This window comes from Mycobacterium sp. MAA66, assembly GCF_041261665.1.
Lineage (GTDB): Bacteria > Actinomycetota > Actinomycetes > Mycobacteriales > Mycobacteriaceae > Mycobacterium.
In genome coordinates this window covers 1-19,758 of the sequence record NZ_JBGCCC010000016.1, presented here as the reverse complement: position 1 = coordinate 19,758, position 19,758 = coordinate 1, and the positions used below count along the sequence as shown (strand labels likewise).

The window sequence follows — 19,758 nt, the reverse complement described above, 5'->3', positions numbered from 1 at the left end:
GCCGCCGAGGTGCCAGCATCGACGGTAGGCCGCGATGCTGGGAGCACCATGTACGCCAAGCGATTCGACCGCCGCACGCTACTGCGCGGCTCCGCCGCGCTGGGCGCAGCGGCCCTGGCGCCCTGGATGTCCGCCTGCGCTGAACCCGACGAGAATGCGCTGAGCTTCTTCTTCGCCGCCAATCCCGAGGAAGCCGATGCCCGCCGCCGCGTCATCACGGAGTTCGGTCGCCGGCACCCGGACATCCCCGTGCGGATCGTGTTGTCCGGCCCAGATCCGGTGCAGCAGATGTCGACCTTCTGCGCCGGCGGACGCTGTCCCGATGTGCTGATGGCCTGGGAGCTGACCTACGCGACACTGGCCGACCGCGGGGTCCTCCTGGACTTGAACACCCTCGCCGGCCAGGATCCGGATTTCACCGATGAACTGCACCGCGACAGCATCGACTCCTTGTACCGCACCTTCACCTTCGACGGCGGCCAGTACGCCTTGCCCGAGCAGTGGTCCGGCAACTTCCTGTACTACAACAAGAAGCTGTTCACCGACGCCGGCTTGCCGTCCCCGCCATCGCGCTGGGAGCAATCCTGGACCTTCGCCGAATTTCTCACTGCAGCACAGGCTTTGACGAAGAGGACGTCTTCAGGCGCGGTCACCCAGTGGGGGTTCGTCGATACCTGGGTGCCGACCTACTCGGCCGGGTTGTTCGCGATGAACAACGGTGCCCAATGGTGCCAGCCACGGACGAATCCCGAGCATCTCAACTTCGACGACGACGCCTTCCTGGACGGAGTGCAGTTCTATGCGGATCTCGCTGCCAGACACCGGGTTTCACCCACCGCCATCGACGCCCAGTCGATGTCCACCATGGATCTGTTTGTGGCGGGCAAAGCGGCCATGGCATTGGCCGGTCACTGGCGGTACCAGAGCTTCTCGGGCGCCGACGGCCTCGACTTCGATATCACCACGCTTCCGGTCGGGCCGCGCGGAACCCGGGCCTGTTCCAATATCGGCACCACCGGACTGGCCATCGCAGCCGACAGCCGACATCACCGACAAGCCTGGCAGTTCGTGAAATTCGCCGCCGGACCTGTCGGGCAGGCGCTCATCGGCAAGACCGGCCTGTTCGTCCCGGTGCTCAAATCCGCACTCGGGTCGGCCGGTTTTGCGGACGCGCACAGCCGCATTGGCCATCTGGCGGTGCTGACCGACGGACCCACGCACTCCGGATACTTACCCATCACCCCATCGTGGCCCAAGATCGATGCGCTGATGGATCGCAGTTTCGGCCCGGTGCTCCGCGGGACCACCACCGCGCAGTCACTGAAGGCCGGCCTGTCCCGCGACGTCGACCGTGTGCTGAGCGGCGCATGACCCGCCAAGCGGCGCCATCCGGCAGAACCCGGGCCCGAGCCGGGCGCCTGTTCATCGCACCGAACCTGGCCGCCGTCATCGTATTCATGTTGTTCCCGCTGGGGTTTTCGCTGTACATGAGCTTTCAGCGCAGCGATCTGTTCCGGCCCGCAACATTCGTCGGGCTGGCCAACTATCGTCACCTGTTCACCCAAGACCCACTGTTCGGCATCGCGCTGCGCAACACTGTGGTGTTCACCGCCGGATCAGTACTGCCCACGGTACTGATCAGCCTGGCCTGCGCGGCCGCTCTGAACCGAAAACTCAAGGGCATCAGCATCTTCCGAACTATCATCTTCATACCCCTGGCGGTGTCTGCGGTGGTGATGGCAGTGGTGTGGCAGTTCGTCTTCAACACCGACAACGGGCTGCTGAACATCATGCTGGGCTGGCTCGGGCTGGGACCGGTGCCCTGGCTGGTCGACCCGCACTGGGCGATGGTCTCCCTGTGCCTGGTCAGCGTCTGGAAAAGCGTGCCGTTCACCACCGTGATCCTGCTGGCAGCCATGCAGGGCATTCCCGAAACCATCTACGAGGCAGCCAAGATCGACGGTGCCGGTGAGGTACGGCGGTTCTTCTGGATCACGCTGCCGCTGATCCGGGGCGCGTTGTCCTTTGTACTGATCATCTCGACGATCAACGCTTTCCAGGCCTTTGATCAGGTGTACGTGCTCACCGGCGGCAATGGTGGGCCCGAGAGCGCCACCTATGTGCTGGGCATCATGCTGTTTCAGCATGCCTTCGCATTCGGCGAATTCGGCTACGCATGCGCGCTGGCCTGGGTGATGTTTGCCATCCTGCTGGCCCTGACAGTGCTGCAACTCAGGCGCGCGCGCCGGGAGCCGACCTGATGTCGCAGTCGATCCCCCGCACCCAACGGAAGATCAGGCGCGTGGTGCTACGCGCTGTCGCGATCTACTCGGTGCTGATCACCATGGCCTGGTGCGCGCTGTTCCCGATTCTGTGGGCATTGTCGGGATCGTTGAAGACTCCCGCGGAGATCGGCCGGCCGACGCTACTTCCCGCCCATCCGCAGTGGTCGAACTACTCTGACGTTTTCTCACTGATGCCGTTCTGGCGGATGTTCGCCAACACCGTGCTCTACGCCGGTTGCGTCACCGCCGGACAGGTGTTCTTCTGTTCGCTGGCCGGATATGCCTTCGCGCGTTTGCCCTTTCGTGGTCGGGGCATTGTGTTCCTGCTGTATCTGGCCACCCTGATGGTGCCACTGACCGTCACGGTGATCCCCCAGTTCGTCATCATGCGGGTGTTCGGGTGGACCGATACGCCATGGGCGATGATCATGCCCGGGCTGTTCGGCACCGCCTTCGGCACCTACCTGATGCGGCAGTTCTTCGCGACGTTGCCTGCCGATCTGGAGGAGGCCGCCATGCTGGACGGCTGTTCACCCTGGCGGATCTACTGGCGAATTCTGTTGCCGCAGACCAAGCCCGCGCTCATGGTGCTGGCGGTGCTCACCTGGGTGAACGTGTGGAACGATTTCCTGTGGCCATTGGTCATGATTCAACGCCCGGAGATCGCCACGTTGACGCTGGGACTGGTATGGGCCGAGGGACAACATGTTTCGCGCTGGCCGGTGTTGATGGCCGCATCGATCCTGATGCTGCTGCCGCTGATCGGCATCTATGCCGTGGCGCAGCGTTCCTTCCTCCGCGGCATCGCGATGACCGGCCTGGGCGGGCAGTGACCGATGGCGACGGTGACATTCGATCAGGCAAGCCGACACTTCCCCGGCTCCGACCGGCCGGCGGTGGACGGCCTTGACCTGTCCATCGACGACGGTGAGTTTCTGGTCCTCGTCGGCCCGTCTGGCTGCGGCAAATCGACGACGCTGCGAATGCTGGCCGGGCTGGAGAGCGTGGACGACGGTCGAATCCTGATCGGCGGCAACGACGTGACCGACGCCGACCCGAAACAGCGGGACATCGCGATGGTCTTCCAGAACTACGCGCTGTACCCGCACATGACGGCGGCGCAGAACATGGGGTTCGCGCTCATGACCGCCCGCCGCCCGAAGGCCGAGATCCGCGACCGGGTACTCGAAGCCGCTCGGATGTTGGATCTGGAGCCTTACCTGCACCGCAAGCCCAAGGATCTGTCCGGCGGGCAACGCCAGCGGGTGGCGATGGGCCGCGCAATCGTGCGTCATCCGCAGGTATTCCTGATGGACGAACCGTTGTCGAATCTCGATGCCGGGCTACGGATACAGACCCGCAAACAGATCGCCGCACTGCAACGCAAATTGGCCACCACCACGCTGTACGTCACCCACGACCAAGTCGAGGCGATGACCTTGGGCGACCGGGTCGCCGTGCTGCGCGACGGAGTACTGCAGCAGTGCGCTCCGCCGCGTGAGCTGTACAGCGACCCCGCCAACGTGTTCGTCGCGGGGTTCGTCGGCGCACCGCCGATGAACCTGTTCACGCTGCGCGTGCACGATGGCTCGGTTTCACTGGGCGACTGGGTAATTCGCCTTCCCCGGCAGATCTCGGCGGCTGGGCCGGAGGTGACCGTCGGTATCCGTCCGGAACACTTCGAGTTCGGCACCGGCAGCGGGATCGAGATCGTGGTCGAACTGATCGAAGATCTCGGCGCGGATGCCTACCTCTACGGCCGGATTACCGCCGGAGACGGCGCCGCCGGCCATTCGATCACCGCCAGGGCCGATGCGCGCAATCCACCGCAGCGTGCCAGTCGGGTGCATCTGGTACCCGACCCCGCACACCTGCTCTTCTTCACCGCCGATGGCCGGCGGCTGACCTGAGCCGTTACTCGGCGGAGTCGGCCCCAGCGGATGCCTCGGGTGTGGCATCGGCCTTGGGCAGCAAGGCTTCCAACGCCGCACCGGTGATCCGGCGGAACGCCCGGCGTGGCCGGCCCGCGTCCAAGATCGCGACCTCGAGAGTCGCCACGTCGAGCACCCGGTCTTCTCCGGCGCCCGCGTGCAGCGCGTCGACGGCGATCTTCACCGCGTCGGCCAGGCTGGCGTTCTCGGCGTACGACTCGTTCAGCGCGGCGATGATCGGCTCGGTGGTACCACCCATCACCACGAAATGCGGCTCATCGGCGATCGATCCGTCGTAGGTGATCCGGTACAGCTCAGGGGCTTTCGTCTCACCGTGGTGCGCGACCTCGGCGACGCACAGCTCCACTTCGTAGGGCTTGGCCTGCTCGGTGAAGATGGTGCCGAGGGTCTGGGCGTACACATTGGCCAGCTGCCGTCCGGTGACATCCCGACGGTCGTAGGCATAGCCCCGGGTGTCGGCGAACTGGATGCCGCCGCGGCGGAGATTGTCGAACTCGTTGAACCGGCCGACCGCGGCAAAACCCACGCGGTCGTACAGTTCGCTGACCTTCTGCAGCGAGCGCGACGGGTTCTCCGCCACGAACAGCACGCCGCCGGAATAGGCCAGGGTGACCACACTGCGGCCTCGCGAAATGCCTTTGCGCGCAAGCTCGGAACGCTCACGCATCGCCTGTTCGGGCGAGATGAAATACGGAAAGCTCATCAGTCATTACCTCCCGCGCGCTCCGGCCGTGTCGGCGATTGGGCACTGCGGTGGGCGATGACCTCCCGGGCCAGCGCGGCGATCCGTTCGTTGCCGACCTCTTCAGCACCATCAACACCGATCAGCACCGCGGTCGGGTAAATACCACGTACCAGGTCCGGTCCACCGGTGGCCGAATCGTCATCGGCGGCATCATAAAGGGCCTCGATGGCCACCTTCAGCGCCGAATCCGCATCGGTCACTTGGGAATACAGCTTCTTGATCGACGACTTGGCGAACAGCGAACCGGAGCCCACCGACTGGTAGCCCTCCTCTTCGAGGTTCCAGCCGCCGGCGGCGTCGAACGACACGATGCGCCCGGCGTTCCCCGGGTCGGTGTCATCGACGTCGTAGCCGACCAATAGCGGCAGCGCGACGAAACCCTGCAGTGCCGCACCGAGATTGCCGCGCACCATGATGGCCAACCGGTTGACCTTGCCGCGGAAGGTCAGCGGCACGCCCTCGAGCTTCTCGTAGTGCTCCAACTCGACCGCATACAGCCGGGCGAACTCGACGGCGATGGCCGCCGTACCCGCGATGCCGGTTGCGGTGTAGTCGTCGGCGATGTGCACCTTCTGCACGTCGCGGCTGGCGATCATATTGCCCTGGGTGGCCCGCCGGTCCCCGGCGATCAGCACGCCGCCGGGAAACTTCAGCGCGACGATCGTGGTGCCGTGGGGCAACTCGGAACCACTGGACCGAGCGTCACCCACTGAAGCCCAATTGCTCCTCACGTCCGCGGCCGGCAACAGATGCGGTGCCTGCCGGCCGAGAAAGTCCGAAAAAGAGGACAGATTCAGATGCGGTGAGGTGACATCCAGTCGATCAGCGAACGGCCCGAACCCTGATGTCACTGGCCGCCCTTTTGGACGTACGCGCGCACGAAGTCCTCAGCGTTCTCTTCCAGCACGTCATCGATCTCATCGAGCAGGTCGTCGGTGTCTTCGGCCAGCTTCTCGCGGCGTTCCTGTCCGGCTGCGGTCGGACCCGACTGGTCGTCGTCCTCGCTGCCGCCACCGCCACGCTTGGTCTGTTCCTGAGCCATCGCAGCCTCCTGATGCTCGATCTGGTTACTTCACCCTACCGGTCCACGCCCGCGTGGCCCGGTATGCCACTGCGGACGCGAGGAGCAATGTTGACGAGCCTTACGTGGTGAGCTGTTCCACCAGTTCCACGGCACTGTCCACCGAGTCCAGCAAGGCGCCCACATGTGCCTTGCTGCCACGCAGCGGTTCCAGCGTCGGAATCCGCACCAGGGACTCGCCCCCGAGGTCGAAGATCACCGAATCCCAGCTGGCCGCGGCGATGTCGGCGCCGAACCTGCGCAGGCACTCGCCACGGAAATAAGCCCGGGTGTCGGTGGGCGGGTTGTGCACCGCGTCGAGCACCTGCTGCTCGGTGACCAGCCGCTTCATCGAGCCGCGCGCCACCAACCGGTTGTAGAGGCCCTTGTCCAGGCGCACATCGGAGTACTGCAGGTCCACCAGATGCAACCGCGGCGCATTCCAGGACAGGTTCTCGCGCTGCCGGAAGCCCTCCAACAGCCGCAGCTTGGCCGGCCAGTCGAGGATCTCGGCGCACTCCATCGGGTCACGTTCCAGTAGATCCAGTACGTGCGCCCAGGTCTCGACGACGTGGTCGGCCTGTGGGTCCGGGTCGCGGCGGTCCAGCAGCTTGGCCACCCGGTCCAGGTAAATACGTTGCAACGCAAGGGCGGTCAGTTCGCGGCCGTCCGCCAACGCGACAGTGGCACGCAGCGACGGGTCGCGGCTGATGACGTGTACCGCATGTACCGGGCGGGCCAACGCCAAGTCGGACAGATCGATGCCCTCGGCCGGGCCGAACTCGATCAGGTCGAGCACCAGCGAGCTGGTGCCCACCTTGAGGTAGGTCGAGGTCTCGGCCAGGTTGGCATCGCCGATGATGACGTGCAGCCGGCGATATTTGTCGGCGTCGGCGTGCGGCTCGTCGCGAGTGTTGATGATGCCGCGTTTGAGGGTGGTCTCAAGTCCGACCTCGACCTCGATGTAGTCGGCGCGCTGGGTCAGCTGGAAGCCCGGCTCGTCACCGGACTGGCCGATTCCGACACGACCGGAACCGGTGACCACCTGCCGCGATACGAAGAACGGCGTCAACCCGGCAATCACCGAGGTGAACGGGGTCTGCCGGCTCATCAGGTAGTTCTCGTGCGAGCCGTACGACGCACCCTTGCCGTCGACGTTGTTCTTGTACAGCTGAAGCCTGGCCGCGCCGGGCACACTGGCGACATACCGGGCGGCGGCCTCCATCACCCGCTCGCCGGCCTTGTCCCAGATCACGGCGTCCATCGGGTCGGTGACCTCGGGTGCCGAGTACTCCGGGTGCGCGTGATCGACATACAGCCGGGCGCCGTTGGTCAGGATCATGTTGGCCGCACCGATCTCGTCGGCGTCCACGATCGGCGCCGGACCGTTCGTCCGCCCGAGATCGAAACCGCGGGCGTCACGCAGCGGAGATTCGACCTCGTAGTCCCAGCGGGTGCGCTTGGCCCGCTGGATACCGCTGGCCGCCGCATAGGCCAGTACCGCCTGGGTCGAGGTGAGAATCGGATTCGCGGTCGGATCCGACGGCGATGAGATGCCGTATTCGACCTCGGTCCCGATGATCCGTTGCATGCCGCCAAGACTAGACGGATGCCGAAACGCGGTCCCGGCGAGCTACCACGCGAAACTGACGGACCCGAAACTTTGGTGGCGTGGCGATTCAGTTGATCGCGGCGTCGTCGCACCTGGCCATGCATGATTGAGCACCATGACATCAGCGGCAGCTGACCGTTTCGCAGCGGAGACCTGGTTCTTGCGCAAAGGCCTGCCCGCGGTCCTGCGGCCCGGTGGACTGCTGCGCAATGTCTGGTCACGCTCGGCTCCCGCTCTGGCGGCGTTCGCGGTCATGATGGCGGTCTCGATCGCGATCGTGCTGGTCACCGGCAGCCACACCATCGACATCGACGGTGCACCGACCCGTTCCCAATGGTTCGAATTGGCAATGGTCGTGCTGGTCCTCCCGACCGCAGCGCTGGTCGGCCGAGCGGTGTCACGGATCGCCCGCCGACGGACACGGGCAGCCGTCGCGGCGGTCTCCGTCGCCGTCATCACCGTCGGCGCGGCCTACGGTGGTCCGTTCGCGTTGCGGCACTTCGATGTGATCCTCAACTCGGCGATCATCGCCGCGATACTCCTGGCAACCGCAACGGGAATCGGTTCGATTCTGGGTTGGGCGCTGCGCATGACCTTGGAGAACCTGGCTTCCATGGGTGCACTGCTGGTGCGGGCCTTACCGGTCATGCTGCTGACCGTTTTGGTGTTCTTCAACGGTCCGGTCTGGACCATGGCGGCGACCGTCGGCCCTGACCGGCTGGAAGGGGCGCTGCTGTTCCTGTTGGTCATCGCCGGGACTTTCCTGGTGTCCACCACCGTGAACCGCGTCAGGCCGACCATGCGCCGCGAGGCCGCGCAACCCGACCGGTCAGCCGACCTGGCCGGGACGCCGTTCGCCGAACTGCCGGATCCGGCGCACATCGCACCGTTGACGCTACCCGAACGGGTGAACGGCGTCATCGTCATCGCGCTGTCGCAGACGGTGCAGGTGATGACCGCGGCCGCGGCCACCGGCCTGCTGTTCTTCATCTTCGGCCTGATCCTGATCAGCCCGGAGTTGTTGCGCGCCTTGACCAACGGCGGATCGGCCGACGGTCATCTGCTCGGGATGACGCTGCCGGTCCCGCAGGCACTGATCCATGTGGTCATGTTCCTGACCACGCTGACCTTCATGTACCTGGCGGCCCGAGCGGTCAGCGACGACGAGTACCGCGCCGACTTCGTGGACCCGCTGCTCGACGATCTGCATCTGACTCTGCTGGCGCGCAACCGCTACCGGGCCGATGCCGCGACACCGCAATTACCTCAGCAAAAAATGTGAGGGTTGTGCACGCAATCCGATGATTTTGCGTGCACAACCCTCACAGTCGGCAGTTACAGGTACTGGCCCAAGTTGCTCTCGGTGTCGATGGCCCGGCTGGCGCTCGACGACTTGCCGGTGACCAAGGTGCGGATGTACACGATCCGCTCGCCCTTCTTGCCGGAGATCCGTGCCCAGTCGTCCGGGTTGGTGGTGTTGGGCAGATCCTCGTTCTCGGCGAACTCGTCGACGATCGAGTCCAGCAGATGCTGGATCCGCAGGCCGCGCTGCTGGGTTTCCAGGACCGACTTGATCGCGTACTTCTTGGCCCGGTCCACCACGTTCTGGATCATGGCGCCGGAGTTGAAGTCCTTGAAGTACATGACTTCCTTGTCGCCGTTGGCGTACGTGACTTCCAGGAACCGGTTGTCATCGATCTCGGCGTACATCCGGTCCACGACCCTGTCGATCATGGTCTTGATGCACAGCGCGCGGTCGCCACCGAATTCGGCGAGGTCGTCGGCGTGCACCGGCAGGTTCTCGGTGAGGTACTTGCTGAAGATGTCCTGCGCGGCTTCGGCATCCGGCCGCTCGATCTTGATCTTGACGTCCAGGCGGCCGGGCCGCAGGATCGCCGGATCGATCATGTCCTCACGGTTGGAGGCGCCGATGACGATGACGTTCTCCAGGCCCTCGACGCCGTCGATCTCCGAAAGCAGCTGCGGGACAACGGTGGTCTCCACATCGGAGCTCACGCCGGTACCGCGGGTCCGGAAGATCGAGTCCATCTCGTCGAAGAACACGATCACCGGGGTGCCTTCAGAGGCCTTCTCCCGGGCCCGCTGGAAGATCAGCCGGATGTGCCGTTCGGTCTCGCCGACGAACTTGTTGAGCAGCTCGGGGCCTTTGATGTTCAAGAAGTAACTCTTGGCCTCGCGGGCGTCGTCGCCACGGATCTCGGCCATCTTCTTGGCCAGCGAGTTGGCGACAGCCTTCGCGATGAGGGTCTTGCCGCACCCGGGCGGGCCGTACAGCAGCACGCCCTTCGGCGGCCGCAGCGAGTACTCCCGGTAGAGATCCTTGTGCAGGAACGGCAGCTCCACCGCGTCGCGGATCAGCTCGATCTGCCGGGTCAGGCCGCCGATGTCGCTGTACGCAACGTCGGGCACCTCTTCGAGGACCAGATCCTCGACCTCGGCCTTGGGAATCCGTTCGAAGGCGTACCCGGCCTTGCTGTCGACCAGCAACGAGTCGCCGGGACGCAGCTTGCGCGCGCGCAGGTCGTCGTCGGTCTCGTCCAGCAGCGAGACCACCTCGGGCTCCAGGAACTCGGCGGCGATCAGCGGCTCGGCCAGCCACACGATGCGCTCTTCGTCGGCATGACCGACCACCAGTGCGCGCTTGCCGTCGGCCAGGATCTCTCGCAGCGTGCTGATCTCTCCGACCGATTCGAAGTTGCCGGCCTCGACCACCGTCAGCGCCTCGTTCAGGCGGACTGTCTGGCCCTGCTTGAGTTCCTTGACGTCGATGTTCGGCGAGCAGGTCAGCCGCATCTTGCGGCCCGAGGTGAACACGTCGACGGTGTCGTCCTCGTGGGCCAGCAGCAGCACGCCGTAGCCACTGGGTGGCTGCCCGAGTCGATCGACCTCCTCGCGTAGCGCCAGCAACTGTTGCCGGGCTTCCTTGAGGGTGTCCATCAGCTTGGCGTTGCGCGAAGACAGCTGGTCGATCCGGGCCTCGAGCTGGCTCACATCGCGGGTTATGCGTCCAGCACCTACGGCCGCGGTGAGTTGCTCACGCAATTGAGCCGCCTCACGGCGAAGCTGCTCCAGCTCGATGGCATCGTGACCAGAAACTGCGTCCGGACGGTCTGACTCAGGCATCTTGCGCTCCTTTCCCGCACCGGAATGTGGTGCGGTGGATACCTCAACGCTACCGGCGATTCGTCATTCATGTGTGCGCTAGGAGGTTCGACACACTGGCGACACTGTTACCGTCGTATCCAAGTCGGGTACCTGGAAAGGATTGCCGTGCCCCCCAAGTCCCTCGTCGCCGGTGTGACCGCGGTAGCTCTGGTCGCCGCCGCAGCGGCCGGCATTGCGGTGCCCAAACTGCGGCCCGCGGCAAACCCGGCGATCGTCCCGGTGGTTTGGCAGATCCCGATGTCCCAGTCGCCCGAACCCAGCAACCAAGAGCTGATCGACACCCTCAACGGCCTGGCCGCGCCCGGCACCTTCGGCGGCGTGAAGGCCAGCTACGTGCAGGGCGGCATCGGGCGCCTGCAGTCGATCAGCGCCGACAACGCCTACAACAACGCGGTGGCCAAGGGCGAGCTGCCGATGACCTTCTCGGTCTCCAACCTCGTGCAGAAGGACGACACCGTGAAAGCCGATGTCACAGCAACCTCGGCCCACGGCCACAGCTCCACTGCGACAGTGACCTTCGTGGCCGGGCCGAGCCCATCCGGCTGGCAACTGTCGAAATCCTCGGCCCTCGTCCTGCTGTCAGCGATGAGCTAGGAGTTCTCCTTGTTCGCGACCCGCACCGCGCTGTCTGCCGTCGCTGCCATGGCGGCACTGGCGGTCGCGGGGTGCAACAAGGACATGCCGCCGGCCGCCGAGCCGCTGCCATCGGCCACCACCGCCGTACAGACATCACTCAACGCCGCGCCATTGCCCACGGCCGATGCGCTCACCGCGGTGCTGTATCGAATCGCCGACCCTTCGGTTCCGCCTGAGCAGAAGGTCGGTCTGATCGAGCACGCCACCACCGAGGATCAGGCCCAGCTCGCCTCGTTCACCAAGGCGCTCGGCGACAACGGCTTCATTCCGCTGAACGTCAGCGCCACCGATCTGGCATGGTCGGCCAACCATCCCGGCAACGTGGTGGCGACGGTGACCCTCAATTCGGTGGCCACGCCGACCAACAAGTTCACCTATCCGATGGAGTTCAGCCCGCTGGGCACCGACTGGCAATTGAACCGCCAGACCGCGAACCTGCTGCTCAGCCCGGGCAAGCCGGGTGCCGGAGCACCCCCGGCCGCACCCGCTCCCGCGGCGTCACCGCCACTGGTACCGGCCGCGCCGACGACCTCCCCCACAGCAACCCGCTGACCCGCCCGGTCAGATGTTGCGCTTGCGCCGCAGTGGCGTCGGCGTCACCGCGCCCGGTGCCAACCGGCGCGCGCTGATCAGGAACGCGGTGTGCCCGCGCATCGAATGCTGCGGCCGCACGGCCAGACCGACCACGTCCCAGCCACGCTGCAGCGACTCCCAGGACCGCGGCTCGGTCCAGCAGGTCTGCTCCCGCAGCGCCTCGACCGTGCGGGACAACTGGGTGACAGTCGCGACGTAGATGATCAGGACGCCGCCCGGCACCAGCGCCTTGGACACCGTGTCCAGCACGTCCCACGGCGCCAGCATGTCGAGGACCACGCGGTCGACCTGGCCACTGCCCGTCGCCTCGCTGTCCCCTGATTCACCTTCGTAGGTGTTGAGGTCGGCGATCACCAGGTTCCAGTTGTCCGGCCGCTCGCCGAAGAAGGTCTCGACGTTGCGCACCGCGTGGACGGCGTGGTCGTCGCGCACCTCGTAGGACGTGACGCTGCCGCCGGGGCCGACCGCCCGCAGCAGCGAACAGGTCAGCGCGCCTGATCCCGCGCCGGCTTCCAGGACTCTCGCACCGGGAAAGATGTCGCCCTCGTGCACGATCTGCGCGGCATCCTTGGGATAGATGACCTGCGCGCCGCGTGGCATGGACAGCACGTAGTCGATCAGCAGAGGCCGCAGCACCAGAAATTGGTCACCGTTGGTGGATTTCACGACGCTGCCCTCGGGCTGGTCGATCACCGAGTCGTGGGCGATGATGCCGCGATGGGTGTGGAATTCCCCACCGGGCGCCAACACCACCGTGTAGTGGCGTCCTTTGGCGTCGGTCAGCTGGACGCGGTCGCCGACGGTGAAGGGTCCGGTGATTCGCACCGCGTCAGCCTGCCAGCTGCGGCATCGGCGGAAGCGGCCGGGTTGGGCAATTTTGTCAGCGCCGGGCCATAGGCTGCCGATATGAGGACCCAGCGAGCAGCGAAGGCGGGTCGCGCATGAGTACCGACACCGCGCGCACCCGGCGTCCGGCCCTGTCACCGTCGCGGGCCAGCGATTTCAAGCAGTGTCCGCTGCTGTACCGCTTCCGCGCCATCGATCGGCTACCCGAGCCACCGTCGACCGCGCAGCTGCGCGGCTCGGTGGTGCATGCGGCGCTCGAACAGCTCTATGCGCTGCCGGCGACCGACCGGGGACCCGATACCGCGTTGTCATTGGTGACGCCGGCGTGGGACGCGGTGGTTGCGGAGAAGCCCGAGTTGGCCGCCGAGATCGCACCGGAGTTACGCGAGACCCTGCTCGAAGAGGCGCGAACGCTGCTGTCGGGTTACTACCGGCTGGAAGATCCGACCCGGTTCGATCCACAGAGCTGCGAGCAACGCGTCGAGGTCGAACTTGCCGACGGCACGCTGCTGCGCGGCTTCGTCGACCGGATCGATGTCGCGCCGACCGGAGAGCTGCGGGTGGTCGACTACAAGACCGGCAAGGCGCCGCCGGCGGCGCGCGCCTTGGCCGAGTTCAAAGCGATGTTCCAGATGAAGTTCTACGCGGTGGCGTTGCTGCGGTTGCGCGGTGTGGTGCCGGCCCGGTTGCGGCTGCTGTATCTGGCCGACGGTCAGGTGCTGGACTATGCACCGGAACTCGATGAGCTCGAGCGGTTCGAGAAGACGTTGATGGCCATCTGGACCGCCATCCAAAATGCCGGGCAGACAGGCGATTTCCGGCCCAATCCGTCGCGGCTGTGCAGCTGGTGCACACACCAGCAGCTGTGTCCGGCATTCGGCGGCACTCCGCCGCCGTATCCGGGTTGGCCGCAGAGCTTCGATGCCGCATGAGCGACGCGTACTACCGGCGCGTCGGCGTCGACGGCGATTGGGCGCTGTTCGACTCCACCGAGAACACCTGCAGCAATTGGGATCCCCGCATCCAGCACGGCTCTCCCCCACTGGCCCTGCTGACTCGGGCGATCGAGGACATAGCCACTTCGGGCATGCGCGTCGGACGATTGACGCTGGACATCTTGGGCGCGATTCCCGTTGCGCCGGTACGGGTTCGGGCCTGGGTGTCACGCCCCGGGGCACGCATCTGCATGATGACCGCGGAGATGACGGCAGCCGGGCCGGACGGCTCGCAGCGCGCAGTCGCTCGGGTCAGCGCCTGGTTGCTGGCCACCAGCGACACCCGCGAGGCGGCACTCGACCGTTACCCGCCCCTGATCCAGGGGCCGGATACCGGGCACCGGCATGCCTGGCAGGACCGGCCCGGGTATCTGGAAACCGTGACCTGGGTGCCGCAGCCCGATGACGCCGGCGCGACCGTGGTCTGGATGCGGCCACTGGTGTCGCTGATCGACGATGAGGACATGACTGATCTGCAGCACCTGGCCATGGTGGTCGATTCAGCCAATGGCGTTGGGGCAGCGCTGGATCCGGACAGATTTCTGTTCATGAACACCGACACCACCGTGCACCTGCACCGCGCGCCGGTCGGCTCGGATTTCGCGTTGCGGGCCCGCGGTTCGATCGGGCCGGACGGCATCGGGGTGACCAGCGCCGAGTTGTTCGACAAGCAGGGCTACATCGGGGTTTCGGCGCAGACGCTGCTGGTTCAGCGACGCTGACCATCCCGCGCACACGCCCGCGTGACCCGAGGGCCTTTATATTTATTGCCATCTATATAGATGGCATGTAATATATGTGCTGTGGACGTCTTCGAAGCCATCGCCGAGCCCAGTCGGCGCGCACTGCTCGATGCATTGGCCGGCGGTGAACGCACCGCAGGCGAACTCGTGGCCACGCTGCCCAGCCTGACCCAACCGACGGTCTCCCGGCACCTGCGAGTGCTGCGCGAGGTCGGACTGGTCGAAGTGCGCCCCGACGCTCAGCGCCGCATCTATGCCCTGCGCGCGGACGGGCTCGTCGAGATGGACCGATGGATCGACCGATACCGGCACTACTGGACCAACCACCTCGACGCCCTCGAGCGTCATCTGGATTCGACTTTCACGGAGGACACATGACCGGCATCGAGCTTCAAGGCCAAGTAGTCGTCGAAGGTGACCGCGCCACACTGATTTTCGAGCGCCGCCTGGCCCATCCGGTCGATCGAGTGTGGGCGGCGATCACCGAACCCGCGCACCGCGACCAATGGATGGGCAAGACCCAGATCAGCGCCCGCGAAGGCGGTTCCATCGAAACCGTCGCATCCGGTCCCCCGGTGCCACCGGACATGAAACGGATGACCGGCCGCATCCTGGTATGGGATCCCCCGAAGGTTTTCGAGCACGAATGGCATCAACAGATCGTCGAGCCCGGCGTGGTGCGCTACGAACTCAGCGCCGACGGTGCCGGGACTCTACTGCGCTTGACGCATCGAGGCCTGGGTGTGCCCAACGCCAATGGTTTCCGCCCCGGCACCCAGGCCTACCTGGACCGGCTGGAGGCATTGCTGGACGGCACACCGCTGCCCGGCTGGCTCGAACGCTATGAACAGATCGCGGGTCACGGCCCGCTGGACCGGAACGGATAAACACATGTCCCAGAATGACTTCAACCCCAGTGTGGTCGTCGCCTATCAATCCGGCTTCGGCCATACCACAGTACTGGCCGACGCGGTCGCCGTCGGTGCCCGCTCGGCCGGAGCCGACGTGACACCGATCCGGCTGGGCGAGCTGACCGACGACGACTGGCGACGCCTCGACAGCGCCGACGCGATCATCTTCGGTAGCGCCACATACATGGGCAACGTCTCGGCAGTGTTCCAAGCCTTCGCCGAACAGACCGGCCGCCGGTGCCAGCTCGGCACCTGGCGCGACAAGGTCGCGGCGGGCTTCACCAACTCCGGATCCAAGAGCGGCGACAAACTCAATTCCCTTGTTTCACTTGCGGTTTTCGCTGCACAACACCACATGCACTGGGTGAGCCTCGGGCTCGGGCCAGGTTGGAACAGTTCTGGATCCAGCGAGGACGAGCTGAATCGGCTGGGCTTCTGGCTGGGCGCCGCGGCGGCCACCGACGTCGATGCCGACCCGGCAGGCGTGCACCCATCCGACGTCGCCACCTGCGAGCATCTGGGTCGCCGGGTAGCCCTGGTCACCCGACAGTTGGTTGCCGGACGTGCTGCGACACAGGCTATTTCAGTGGTTTGAGCCCCTCGAGCATGGTGGGCACCAACTCAGCGACCGTCGGGTGGATGTGCACGGTGTGGGTCATGGTGGTGTAGGGCGCCCCGGCTGACATCAGGTCCAGGATGCAGTGCACCACCTCGTCACCTCCGACACCGAGGATGGCCGCGCCCAGAATCTGGTGCGTCTCGGCATCCACCACGACCTTCATGAACCCTTGGGTCTCGCCTTTCTCCACCGCTCGACCCACCCGAGTCATCTGACGCTTGCCTACCAAAGCCTTTCGTCCCGAGGCCCGCACCTGAGCCTCGGTCATACCGGCGCGGCCCAACGGCGGGTCGATGTACAACGCATAGGTGGGGATTCGATCGCTGACCCGGCGCGGTTCGTCATCGAGCAGATTGGCCGCCACGATCTCGAAGTCGTTGTACGAGGTGTGGGTGAACGCACCGCGGCCATTGCAGTCGCCCATTGCCCAAATGTGCTCGACGTTGGTCCGCAGTTGATCGTCCACATTGATGAAGCCACGGGCGTCGGTGGCCACTCCAGCGGCGTCCAAACCCAGCTCGTCGGTGTTGGGCACCCGACCGACCGCGACCAGTAGGTGGGTGCCGGTGACCACCGGGCCGTCGGGGCGGGTGGTCACCGCGACGCCGTCACTGTGTGGTGAGACGCGAATATCGCTGGAGCCCAGGTGGATTGTGATGCCCTCGCGCTCCAGGATGCCCTTGATCGCAATGCAGACGTCATCGTCCTCTCGGGACGCCAACCGAGGTCCGCGTTCGATCACTGTGACCTCGGCGCCGAATCGACGGAACATCTGAGCGAACTCCAGCCCGATGTAACTGCCGCCGATGATCACCAGATGCCGTGGCACAGTGTCGAGTTCCAGCACACCGACATTGGTCAGATAGTCGACATCGGCCAGACCCGGAATGTCGGGCACCGAGGCGCGTCCACCGACGTTGAGGAAGATCCGCTCAGCGGTGATGGTCTGGTCACCCACCTGCAGCGTGTGCGGATCGACGAACCGCGCATGGCCGCGTAGCAGCGTGCAGCCGTCCATCCCCTCAAGCCAGCTCTCGACACCGGTGCGATCGGCGGTGACGATGCCGTCTTTGCGGTCCATGACTTTGGCCATGTCGACCGCGACTTCGCCTGTGCTGATACCGAACTCAGCTCCGCGGCGGGCCAGATTTGCCGCGTAGGCGCTGGCTACCAAAGTCTTGGTGGGGATGCAGCCGTAGTTCACGCAGGTGCCGCCGACCAGCTTGCGTTCGATTACCGCAACGGTATGACCAGCCTCTGTCAACCGACCGGCAAGTGGCGGTCCCGCCTGCCCTGCACCAACGATGATGGCGTCGAACGCCGTTGCTCCAGTAGACATTTACAGCAGCGTCGCCAGCGCGACCACACCGAATCCGCCGAGCACCGCGACGGCGTCCTCGGCAATCGCCACCGGAAGGTCCTTACCGCCGTTGCGCTCGACCAGGGTCCGCCGGATGTGGAAGCCGGCGAGCGTGCCGAGCACCGCACCGATCACGCCGCACCCGGTGGCGGTGAAGGTATGGTGCCAGCCGGCGCCGATCACCGCACCGGCAAAACCGCCGGTGAGGAGCCGGGCCAGAAACTGCGGCGGCACAGTTCGGGCCGGGGTGGAGGGCAGCTGGTCAGTGACGAGCTCGACGATCAGCAGGATGGTGAGCACGGTCAGCGTGATCGGATGGGCTACCCAGCCGGCCCATGTTCCGGCCACCGGCAGCCAGCCGAGTTTGGCGCCCCAGGCGACGACCGCGGGCGGGGTCAATGCCCGCAAACCCGCGACCACCCCGATGAGCAGCGCCAACAGCATTACCAGTGCATGCGTCACGTCGACCTCCGAATCGGCTGTGAACCCTGGGAGAACTCAGAGCAGACGCTAGCACCGGTAAAGGTCAGAAGCGACAGAACCGAATATCGGACGCCAGGATCGCCTTGGCGCCGATGATCGCCAGCTCATCCATGATGGAGTTGACCTGCCGGCGCGGCACCAACGCCCGCACCGCCACCCAGTCAGCGTCCGCCAACGGCGCGATGGTCGGCGATTCCAGACCCGGTGTGATGGCCGTCGCGCGCTCCAAAACGTCACGCGGGCAGTCATAGTCGAGCATCAGGTACTGCTGGCCGAACACCACTCCCTGGATCCGCGCGGCCAGCTGATCGCGCGCCGCGTCAGGTGCCGCGTCGGCGCGCTCGATGAGCACCGCCTCCGAATCACACAGGGACTCACCGAAAGCCACCAGATTGTGCAGCGCCAGGGTCCGTCCAGAACCGACCACGTCGGCAATCGCATCGGCGACACCGAGTTGGATCGAGATCTCCACCGCACCGTCCAAGCGGATCACGTTGGCCTCGATCCCCTTGTCCGCCAGGTCTTTCCGCACCAGGTTGGGGTAGGCACTGGCGATCCGTTTGCCGGCCAGATCGGCCACCGTCCAGTCCCGGCCAGCAGGTGCCGCGTACCGGAACGTCGACGAACCGAAGCCCAGCGCCAGTCGTTCGCTCACCGGCGCCATCGACTCCGCGGCCAGATCACGACCGGTGATGCCGAAGTCGAGCTGCCCGGAGCCGACGTAGATGGCAATGTCCTTGGGCCGCAAGAAGAAGAACTCGACCTTGTTGGCCGGATCGACGACTGTCAGATCCTTCGGATCCGTGCGGCGGCGGTAGCCCGCCTCGGACAGGATGTGGGCGGCCGACTCACTCAGGGCACCCTTGTTGGGGACGGCGACGCGCAGCATGGTCATAGCTTGCCGTACACGTCGTCGAGGGTGAGACCGCGCTTGACCATCAGCACCTGGGTCCAGTACAGAAGCTGGCTGATCTCGCCGGCCAGCTCGTCGTCGCTCTCGTACTCGGCAGCGATCCACACCTCGCCGGCCTCTTCGATGATCTTCTTGCCCAGATGATGCACCCCGGCGTCCAAGGCTGCGACGGTGCCACTGCCGGCCGGCCGGGTCTGCGCTTTCTCGCTCAATTCGGCGAACAGCGCGTCGAAGGTCTTCACGGGCTGTGATTGTTTCATGCTGCGCAAACCGGTAACGCACGCATGTGACCACCCGGGGTTGACCACCGCAATAACGCTAGTCATTTCTTGTCGGTGGTTCGAACTAGTGTTCGAGTATGGCAACGGATCGCAGCACCATCCTCACCGCGTACGCGGCGCTGGAGGAGTTGCATGCGAAGGTCGCCTCGTTTGATTACACCGGCTTGAGCGTGGCTGAGTTGTTGGAGTTGCAGTCCCGTCGGGAGGTGCTGGTCCGCTGCGCCCCGGCTGTGGATCATCAGATTTTGGCTGCCGCCCAGGCGCAGGCCACGGCCCAGGAGATCGGGGCGAAGAACTGGGCTGAGGTGCTGGCCATCCGGTTGCGGATCAGCAGTGCCGAGGCCCGGCGCCGGGTCCGCGACGCCGAGCATCTGGGCCCGCGGGTCGCGCTGACCGGAGAGACGATGCCGCCATTGTGGGAACACGCCGCGGCTGCTCAGGGCGATGGCACCATCAATACCGAGCACATCGACGCCATCGGAAACTTCATGGCGAAACTACCGTCCTGGGTCGATGAAGCCACCCGCACCCAATGCG

At 65.5% G+C, this 19,758-nt stretch carries 23 protein-coding genes; 13 read left to right on the top strand and 10 right to left on the bottom strand.

Going from position 1 to position 19,758, the window contains the following annotated elements; translation table 11 throughout:
* Positions 1-48 precede the first annotated feature (48 nt).
* The 4 genes from ABIA30_RS26205 to ABIA30_RS26190 are packed head-to-tail and all read left to right on the top strand — an operon-like array spanning position 49 to position 4,195.
* Complete coding sequence (locus tag ABIA30_RS26205; protein WP_370070917.1) at positions 49-1,371, top strand: sugar ABC transporter substrate-binding protein; 1,323 nt, start codon at positions 49-51, stop codon at positions 1,369-1,371.
* On the top strand, positions 1,368-2,261 hold the full coding sequence (locus ABIA30_RS26200; RefSeq protein WP_370070915.1) for a carbohydrate ABC transporter permease: 894 nt from the start codon (positions 1,368-1,370) through the stop codon (positions 2,259-2,261). Before ABIA30_RS26205 ends, ABIA30_RS26200 begins: the two co-directional genes overlap by 4 nt.
* Positions 2,261-3,118, top strand: coding sequence for a carbohydrate ABC transporter permease (locus ABIA30_RS26195; protein ID WP_370070913.1), 858 nt, complete (start codon positions 2,261-2,263; stop codon positions 3,116-3,118). Before ABIA30_RS26200 ends, ABIA30_RS26195 begins: the two co-directional genes overlap by 1 nt.
* Positions 3,119-3,121: 3 nt before the next feature.
* Positions 3,122-4,195, top strand: coding sequence for an ABC transporter ATP-binding protein (locus ABIA30_RS26190; protein WP_370070911.1), 1,074 nt, complete (start codon positions 3,122-3,124; stop codon positions 4,193-4,195).
* 4 nt (positions 4,196-4,199) lie between these two features.
* Here the strand turns inward: ABIA30_RS26190 and prcA are convergent, their stop codons facing one another.
* The 4 genes from prcA to dop all read right to left on the bottom strand — a co-directional run bounded on the left by prcA (position 4,200) and on the right by dop (position 7,633).
* On the bottom strand, positions 4,200-4,940 hold the full coding sequence (gene prcA, locus ABIA30_RS26185) for a proteasome subunit alpha (protein WP_370070909.1): 741 nt from the start codon (positions 4,938-4,940) through the stop codon (positions 4,200-4,202).
* Positions 4,940-5,833, bottom strand: a complete 894-nt coding sequence (prcB, locus tag ABIA30_RS26180) for a proteasome subunit beta (RefSeq protein ID WP_370070907.1) — start codon at positions 5,831-5,833, stop codon at positions 4,940-4,942. Before prcB ends, prcA begins: the two co-directional genes overlap by 1 nt.
* Complete coding sequence (locus tag ABIA30_RS26175; protein WP_370070905.1) at positions 5,830-6,024, bottom strand: ubiquitin-like protein Pup; 195 nt, start codon at positions 6,022-6,024, stop codon at positions 5,830-5,832. Before ABIA30_RS26175 ends, prcB begins: the two co-directional genes overlap by 4 nt.
* Before the next feature lie 100 nt (positions 6,025-6,124).
* Positions 6,125-7,633, bottom strand: coding sequence for a depupylase/deamidase Dop (dop, locus tag ABIA30_RS26170; protein WP_370070903.1), 1,509 nt, complete (start codon positions 7,631-7,633; stop codon positions 6,125-6,127).
* Between the two features lie 136 nt (positions 7,634-7,769).
* Between dop and ABIA30_RS26165 the strand changes: the two genes are divergently transcribed.
* On the top strand, positions 7,770-8,936 hold the full coding sequence (locus tag ABIA30_RS26165) for a hypothetical protein (RefSeq protein WP_370070901.1): 1,167 nt from the start codon (positions 7,770-7,772) through the stop codon (positions 8,934-8,936).
* Between the two features lie 53 nt (positions 8,937-8,989).
* On the opposite strand, the gene arc is transcribed toward ABIA30_RS26165, so the two are convergent.
* On the bottom strand, positions 8,990-10,798 hold the full coding sequence (gene arc / locus ABIA30_RS26160) for a proteasome ATPase (protein WP_370070899.1): 1,809 nt from the start codon (positions 10,796-10,798) through the stop codon (positions 8,990-8,992).
* 147 nt (positions 10,799-10,945) lie between these two features.
* Here arc and ABIA30_RS26155 point away from each other — a divergent pair, with 147 nt between their 5' ends.
* Positions 10,946-11,434 carry a hypothetical protein gene (locus tag ABIA30_RS26155; RefSeq protein ID WP_370070898.1) on the top strand — a complete coding sequence of 163 codons (489 nt, stop codon included), beginning with the start codon at positions 10,946-10,948 and terminating at the stop codon, positions 11,432-11,434.
* 9 nt (positions 11,435-11,443) lie between these two features.
* Positions 11,444-12,028, top strand: coding sequence for a hypothetical protein (locus tag ABIA30_RS26150; protein ID WP_370070896.1), 585 nt, complete (start codon positions 11,444-11,446; stop codon positions 12,026-12,028).
* Between the two features lie 9 nt (positions 12,029-12,037).
* Here the strand turns inward: ABIA30_RS26150 and ABIA30_RS26145 are convergent, their stop codons facing one another.
* Positions 12,038-12,895: a tRNA (adenine-N1)-methyltransferase gene (locus ABIA30_RS26145; protein WP_370070894.1), complete on the bottom strand. Its 858-nt coding sequence runs from the start codon at positions 12,893-12,895 to the stop codon at positions 12,038-12,040.
* Between the two features lie 116 nt (positions 12,896-13,011).
* Between ABIA30_RS26145 and ABIA30_RS26140 the strand changes: the two genes are divergently transcribed.
* The 5 genes from ABIA30_RS26140 to ABIA30_RS26120 all read left to right on the top strand — a co-directional run bounded on the left by ABIA30_RS26140 (position 13,012) and on the right by ABIA30_RS26120 (position 16,160).
* Positions 13,012-13,848 (top strand): RecB family exonuclease, encoded by an 837-nt coding sequence (locus ABIA30_RS26140; RefSeq protein WP_370070892.1) that lies wholly within the window; start codon positions 13,012-13,014, stop codon positions 13,846-13,848.
* Positions 13,845-14,633, top strand: a complete 789-nt coding sequence (locus tag ABIA30_RS26135; protein ID WP_370070890.1) for a thioesterase family protein — start codon at positions 13,845-13,847, stop codon at positions 14,631-14,633. Before ABIA30_RS26140 ends, ABIA30_RS26135 begins: the two co-directional genes overlap by 4 nt.
* Before the next feature lie 81 nt (positions 14,634-14,714).
* On the top strand, positions 14,715-15,032 hold the full coding sequence (locus ABIA30_RS26130; protein WP_370070888.1) for an ArsR/SmtB family transcription factor: 318 nt from the start codon (positions 14,715-14,717) through the stop codon (positions 15,030-15,032).
* Positions 15,029-15,541, top strand: coding sequence for an SRPBCC family protein (locus ABIA30_RS26125; protein ID WP_370070886.1), 513 nt, complete (start codon positions 15,029-15,031; stop codon positions 15,539-15,541). Before ABIA30_RS26130 ends, ABIA30_RS26125 begins: the two co-directional genes overlap by 4 nt.
* A 4-nt stretch (positions 15,542-15,545) precedes the next feature.
* Positions 15,546-16,160 (top strand): flavodoxin family protein, encoded by a 615-nt coding sequence (locus ABIA30_RS26120; RefSeq protein ID WP_370070884.1) that lies wholly within the window; start codon positions 15,546-15,548, stop codon positions 16,158-16,160.
* On the opposite strand, the gene ABIA30_RS26115 is transcribed toward ABIA30_RS26120, so the two are convergent.
* The 4 genes from ABIA30_RS26115 to ABIA30_RS26100 all read right to left on the bottom strand — a co-directional run bounded on the left by ABIA30_RS26115 (position 16,144) and on the right by ABIA30_RS26100 (position 19,200).
* Entirely contained in the window at positions 16,144-17,523 is a 1,380-nt protein-coding gene (locus ABIA30_RS26115) for an FAD-containing oxidoreductase (RefSeq protein ID WP_370070882.1), read from the bottom strand. The genes ABIA30_RS26120 and ABIA30_RS26115 overlap by 17 nt on opposite strands.
* Positions 17,524-18,006 (bottom strand): DUF4126 domain-containing protein, encoded by a 483-nt coding sequence (locus tag ABIA30_RS26110; protein ID WP_370070880.1) that lies wholly within the window; start codon positions 18,004-18,006, stop codon positions 17,524-17,526.
* A gap of 64 nt (positions 18,007-18,070) precedes the next feature.
* Positions 18,071-18,916, bottom strand: a complete 846-nt coding sequence (hisG, locus tag ABIA30_RS26105; RefSeq protein ID WP_370070878.1) for an ATP phosphoribosyltransferase — start codon at positions 18,914-18,916, stop codon at positions 18,071-18,073.
* A gap of 2 nt (positions 18,917-18,918) precedes the next feature.
* On the bottom strand, positions 18,919-19,200 hold the full coding sequence (locus ABIA30_RS26100) for a phosphoribosyl-ATP diphosphatase (RefSeq protein ID WP_370070876.1): 282 nt from the start codon (positions 19,198-19,200) through the stop codon (positions 18,919-18,921).
* Between the two features lie 98 nt (positions 19,201-19,298).
* Between ABIA30_RS26100 and ABIA30_RS26095 the strand changes: the two genes are divergently transcribed.
* On the top strand, positions 19,299-19,758 hold a 460-nt coding region (locus ABIA30_RS26095), incomplete at its 3' end, for a DUF222 domain-containing protein (protein WP_370070874.1).

What these genes read in the sequence shown, in the direction of transcription:
- ABIA30_RS26115 (WP_370070882.1), bottom strand. Translation starts at nt 17,523, where the DNA reads ATGTCTACTGGAGCAACGGCGTTCGACGCCATCATCGTTGGTGCAGGG.
- ABIA30_RS26165 (WP_370070901.1), top strand. Translation starts at nt 7,770, where the DNA reads ATGACATCAGCGGCAGCTGACCGTTTCGCAGCGGAGACCTGGTTCTTG.
- ABIA30_RS26200 (WP_370070915.1), top strand. Translation starts at nt 1,368, where the DNA reads ATGACCCGCCAAGCGGCGCCATCCGGCAGAACCCGGGCCCGAGCCGGG.
- ABIA30_RS26175 (WP_370070905.1), bottom strand. Translation starts at nt 6,024, where the DNA reads ATGGCTCAGGAACAGACCAAGCGTGGCGGTGGCGGCAGCGAGGACGAC.
- ABIA30_RS26120 (WP_370070884.1), top strand. Translation starts at nt 15,546, where the DNA reads ATGTCCCAGAATGACTTCAACCCCAGTGTGGTCGTCGCCTATCAATCC.
- arc (WP_370070899.1), bottom strand. Translation starts at nt 10,798, where the DNA reads ATGCCTGAGTCAGACCGTCCGGACGCAGTTTCTGGTCACGATGCCATC.
- ABIA30_RS26205 (WP_370070917.1), top strand. Translation starts at nt 49, where the DNA reads ATGTACGCCAAGCGATTCGACCGCCGCACGCTACTGCGCGGCTCCGCC.
- hisG (WP_370070878.1), bottom strand. Translation starts at nt 18,916, where the DNA reads ATGCTGCGCGTCGCCGTCCCCAACAAGGGTGCCCTGAGTGAGTCGGCC.
- prcA (WP_370070909.1), bottom strand. Translation starts at nt 4,940, where the DNA reads ATGAGCTTTCCGTATTTCATCTCGCCCGAACAGGCGATGCGTGAGCGT.
- ABIA30_RS26125 (WP_370070886.1), top strand. Translation starts at nt 15,029, where the DNA reads ATGACCGGCATCGAGCTTCAAGGCCAAGTAGTCGTCGAAGGTGACCGC.
- ABIA30_RS26140 (WP_370070892.1), top strand. Translation starts at nt 13,012, where the DNA reads ATGAGTACCGACACCGCGCGCACCCGGCGTCCGGCCCTGTCACCGTCG.
- ABIA30_RS26135 (WP_370070890.1), top strand. Translation starts at nt 13,845, where the DNA reads ATGAGCGACGCGTACTACCGGCGCGTCGGCGTCGACGGCGATTGGGCG.
- dop (WP_370070903.1), bottom strand. Translation starts at nt 7,633, where the DNA reads ATGCAACGGATCATCGGGACCGAGGTCGAATACGGCATCTCATCGCCG.
- ABIA30_RS26190 (WP_370070911.1), top strand. Translation starts at nt 3,122, where the DNA reads ATGGCGACGGTGACATTCGATCAGGCAAGCCGACACTTCCCCGGCTCC.
- ABIA30_RS26100 (WP_370070876.1), bottom strand. Translation starts at nt 19,200, where the DNA reads ATGAAACAATCACAGCCCGTGAAGACCTTCGACGCGCTGTTCGCCGAA.
- ABIA30_RS26195 (WP_370070913.1), top strand. Translation starts at nt 2,261, where the DNA reads ATGTCGCAGTCGATCCCCCGCACCCAACGGAAGATCAGGCGCGTGGTG.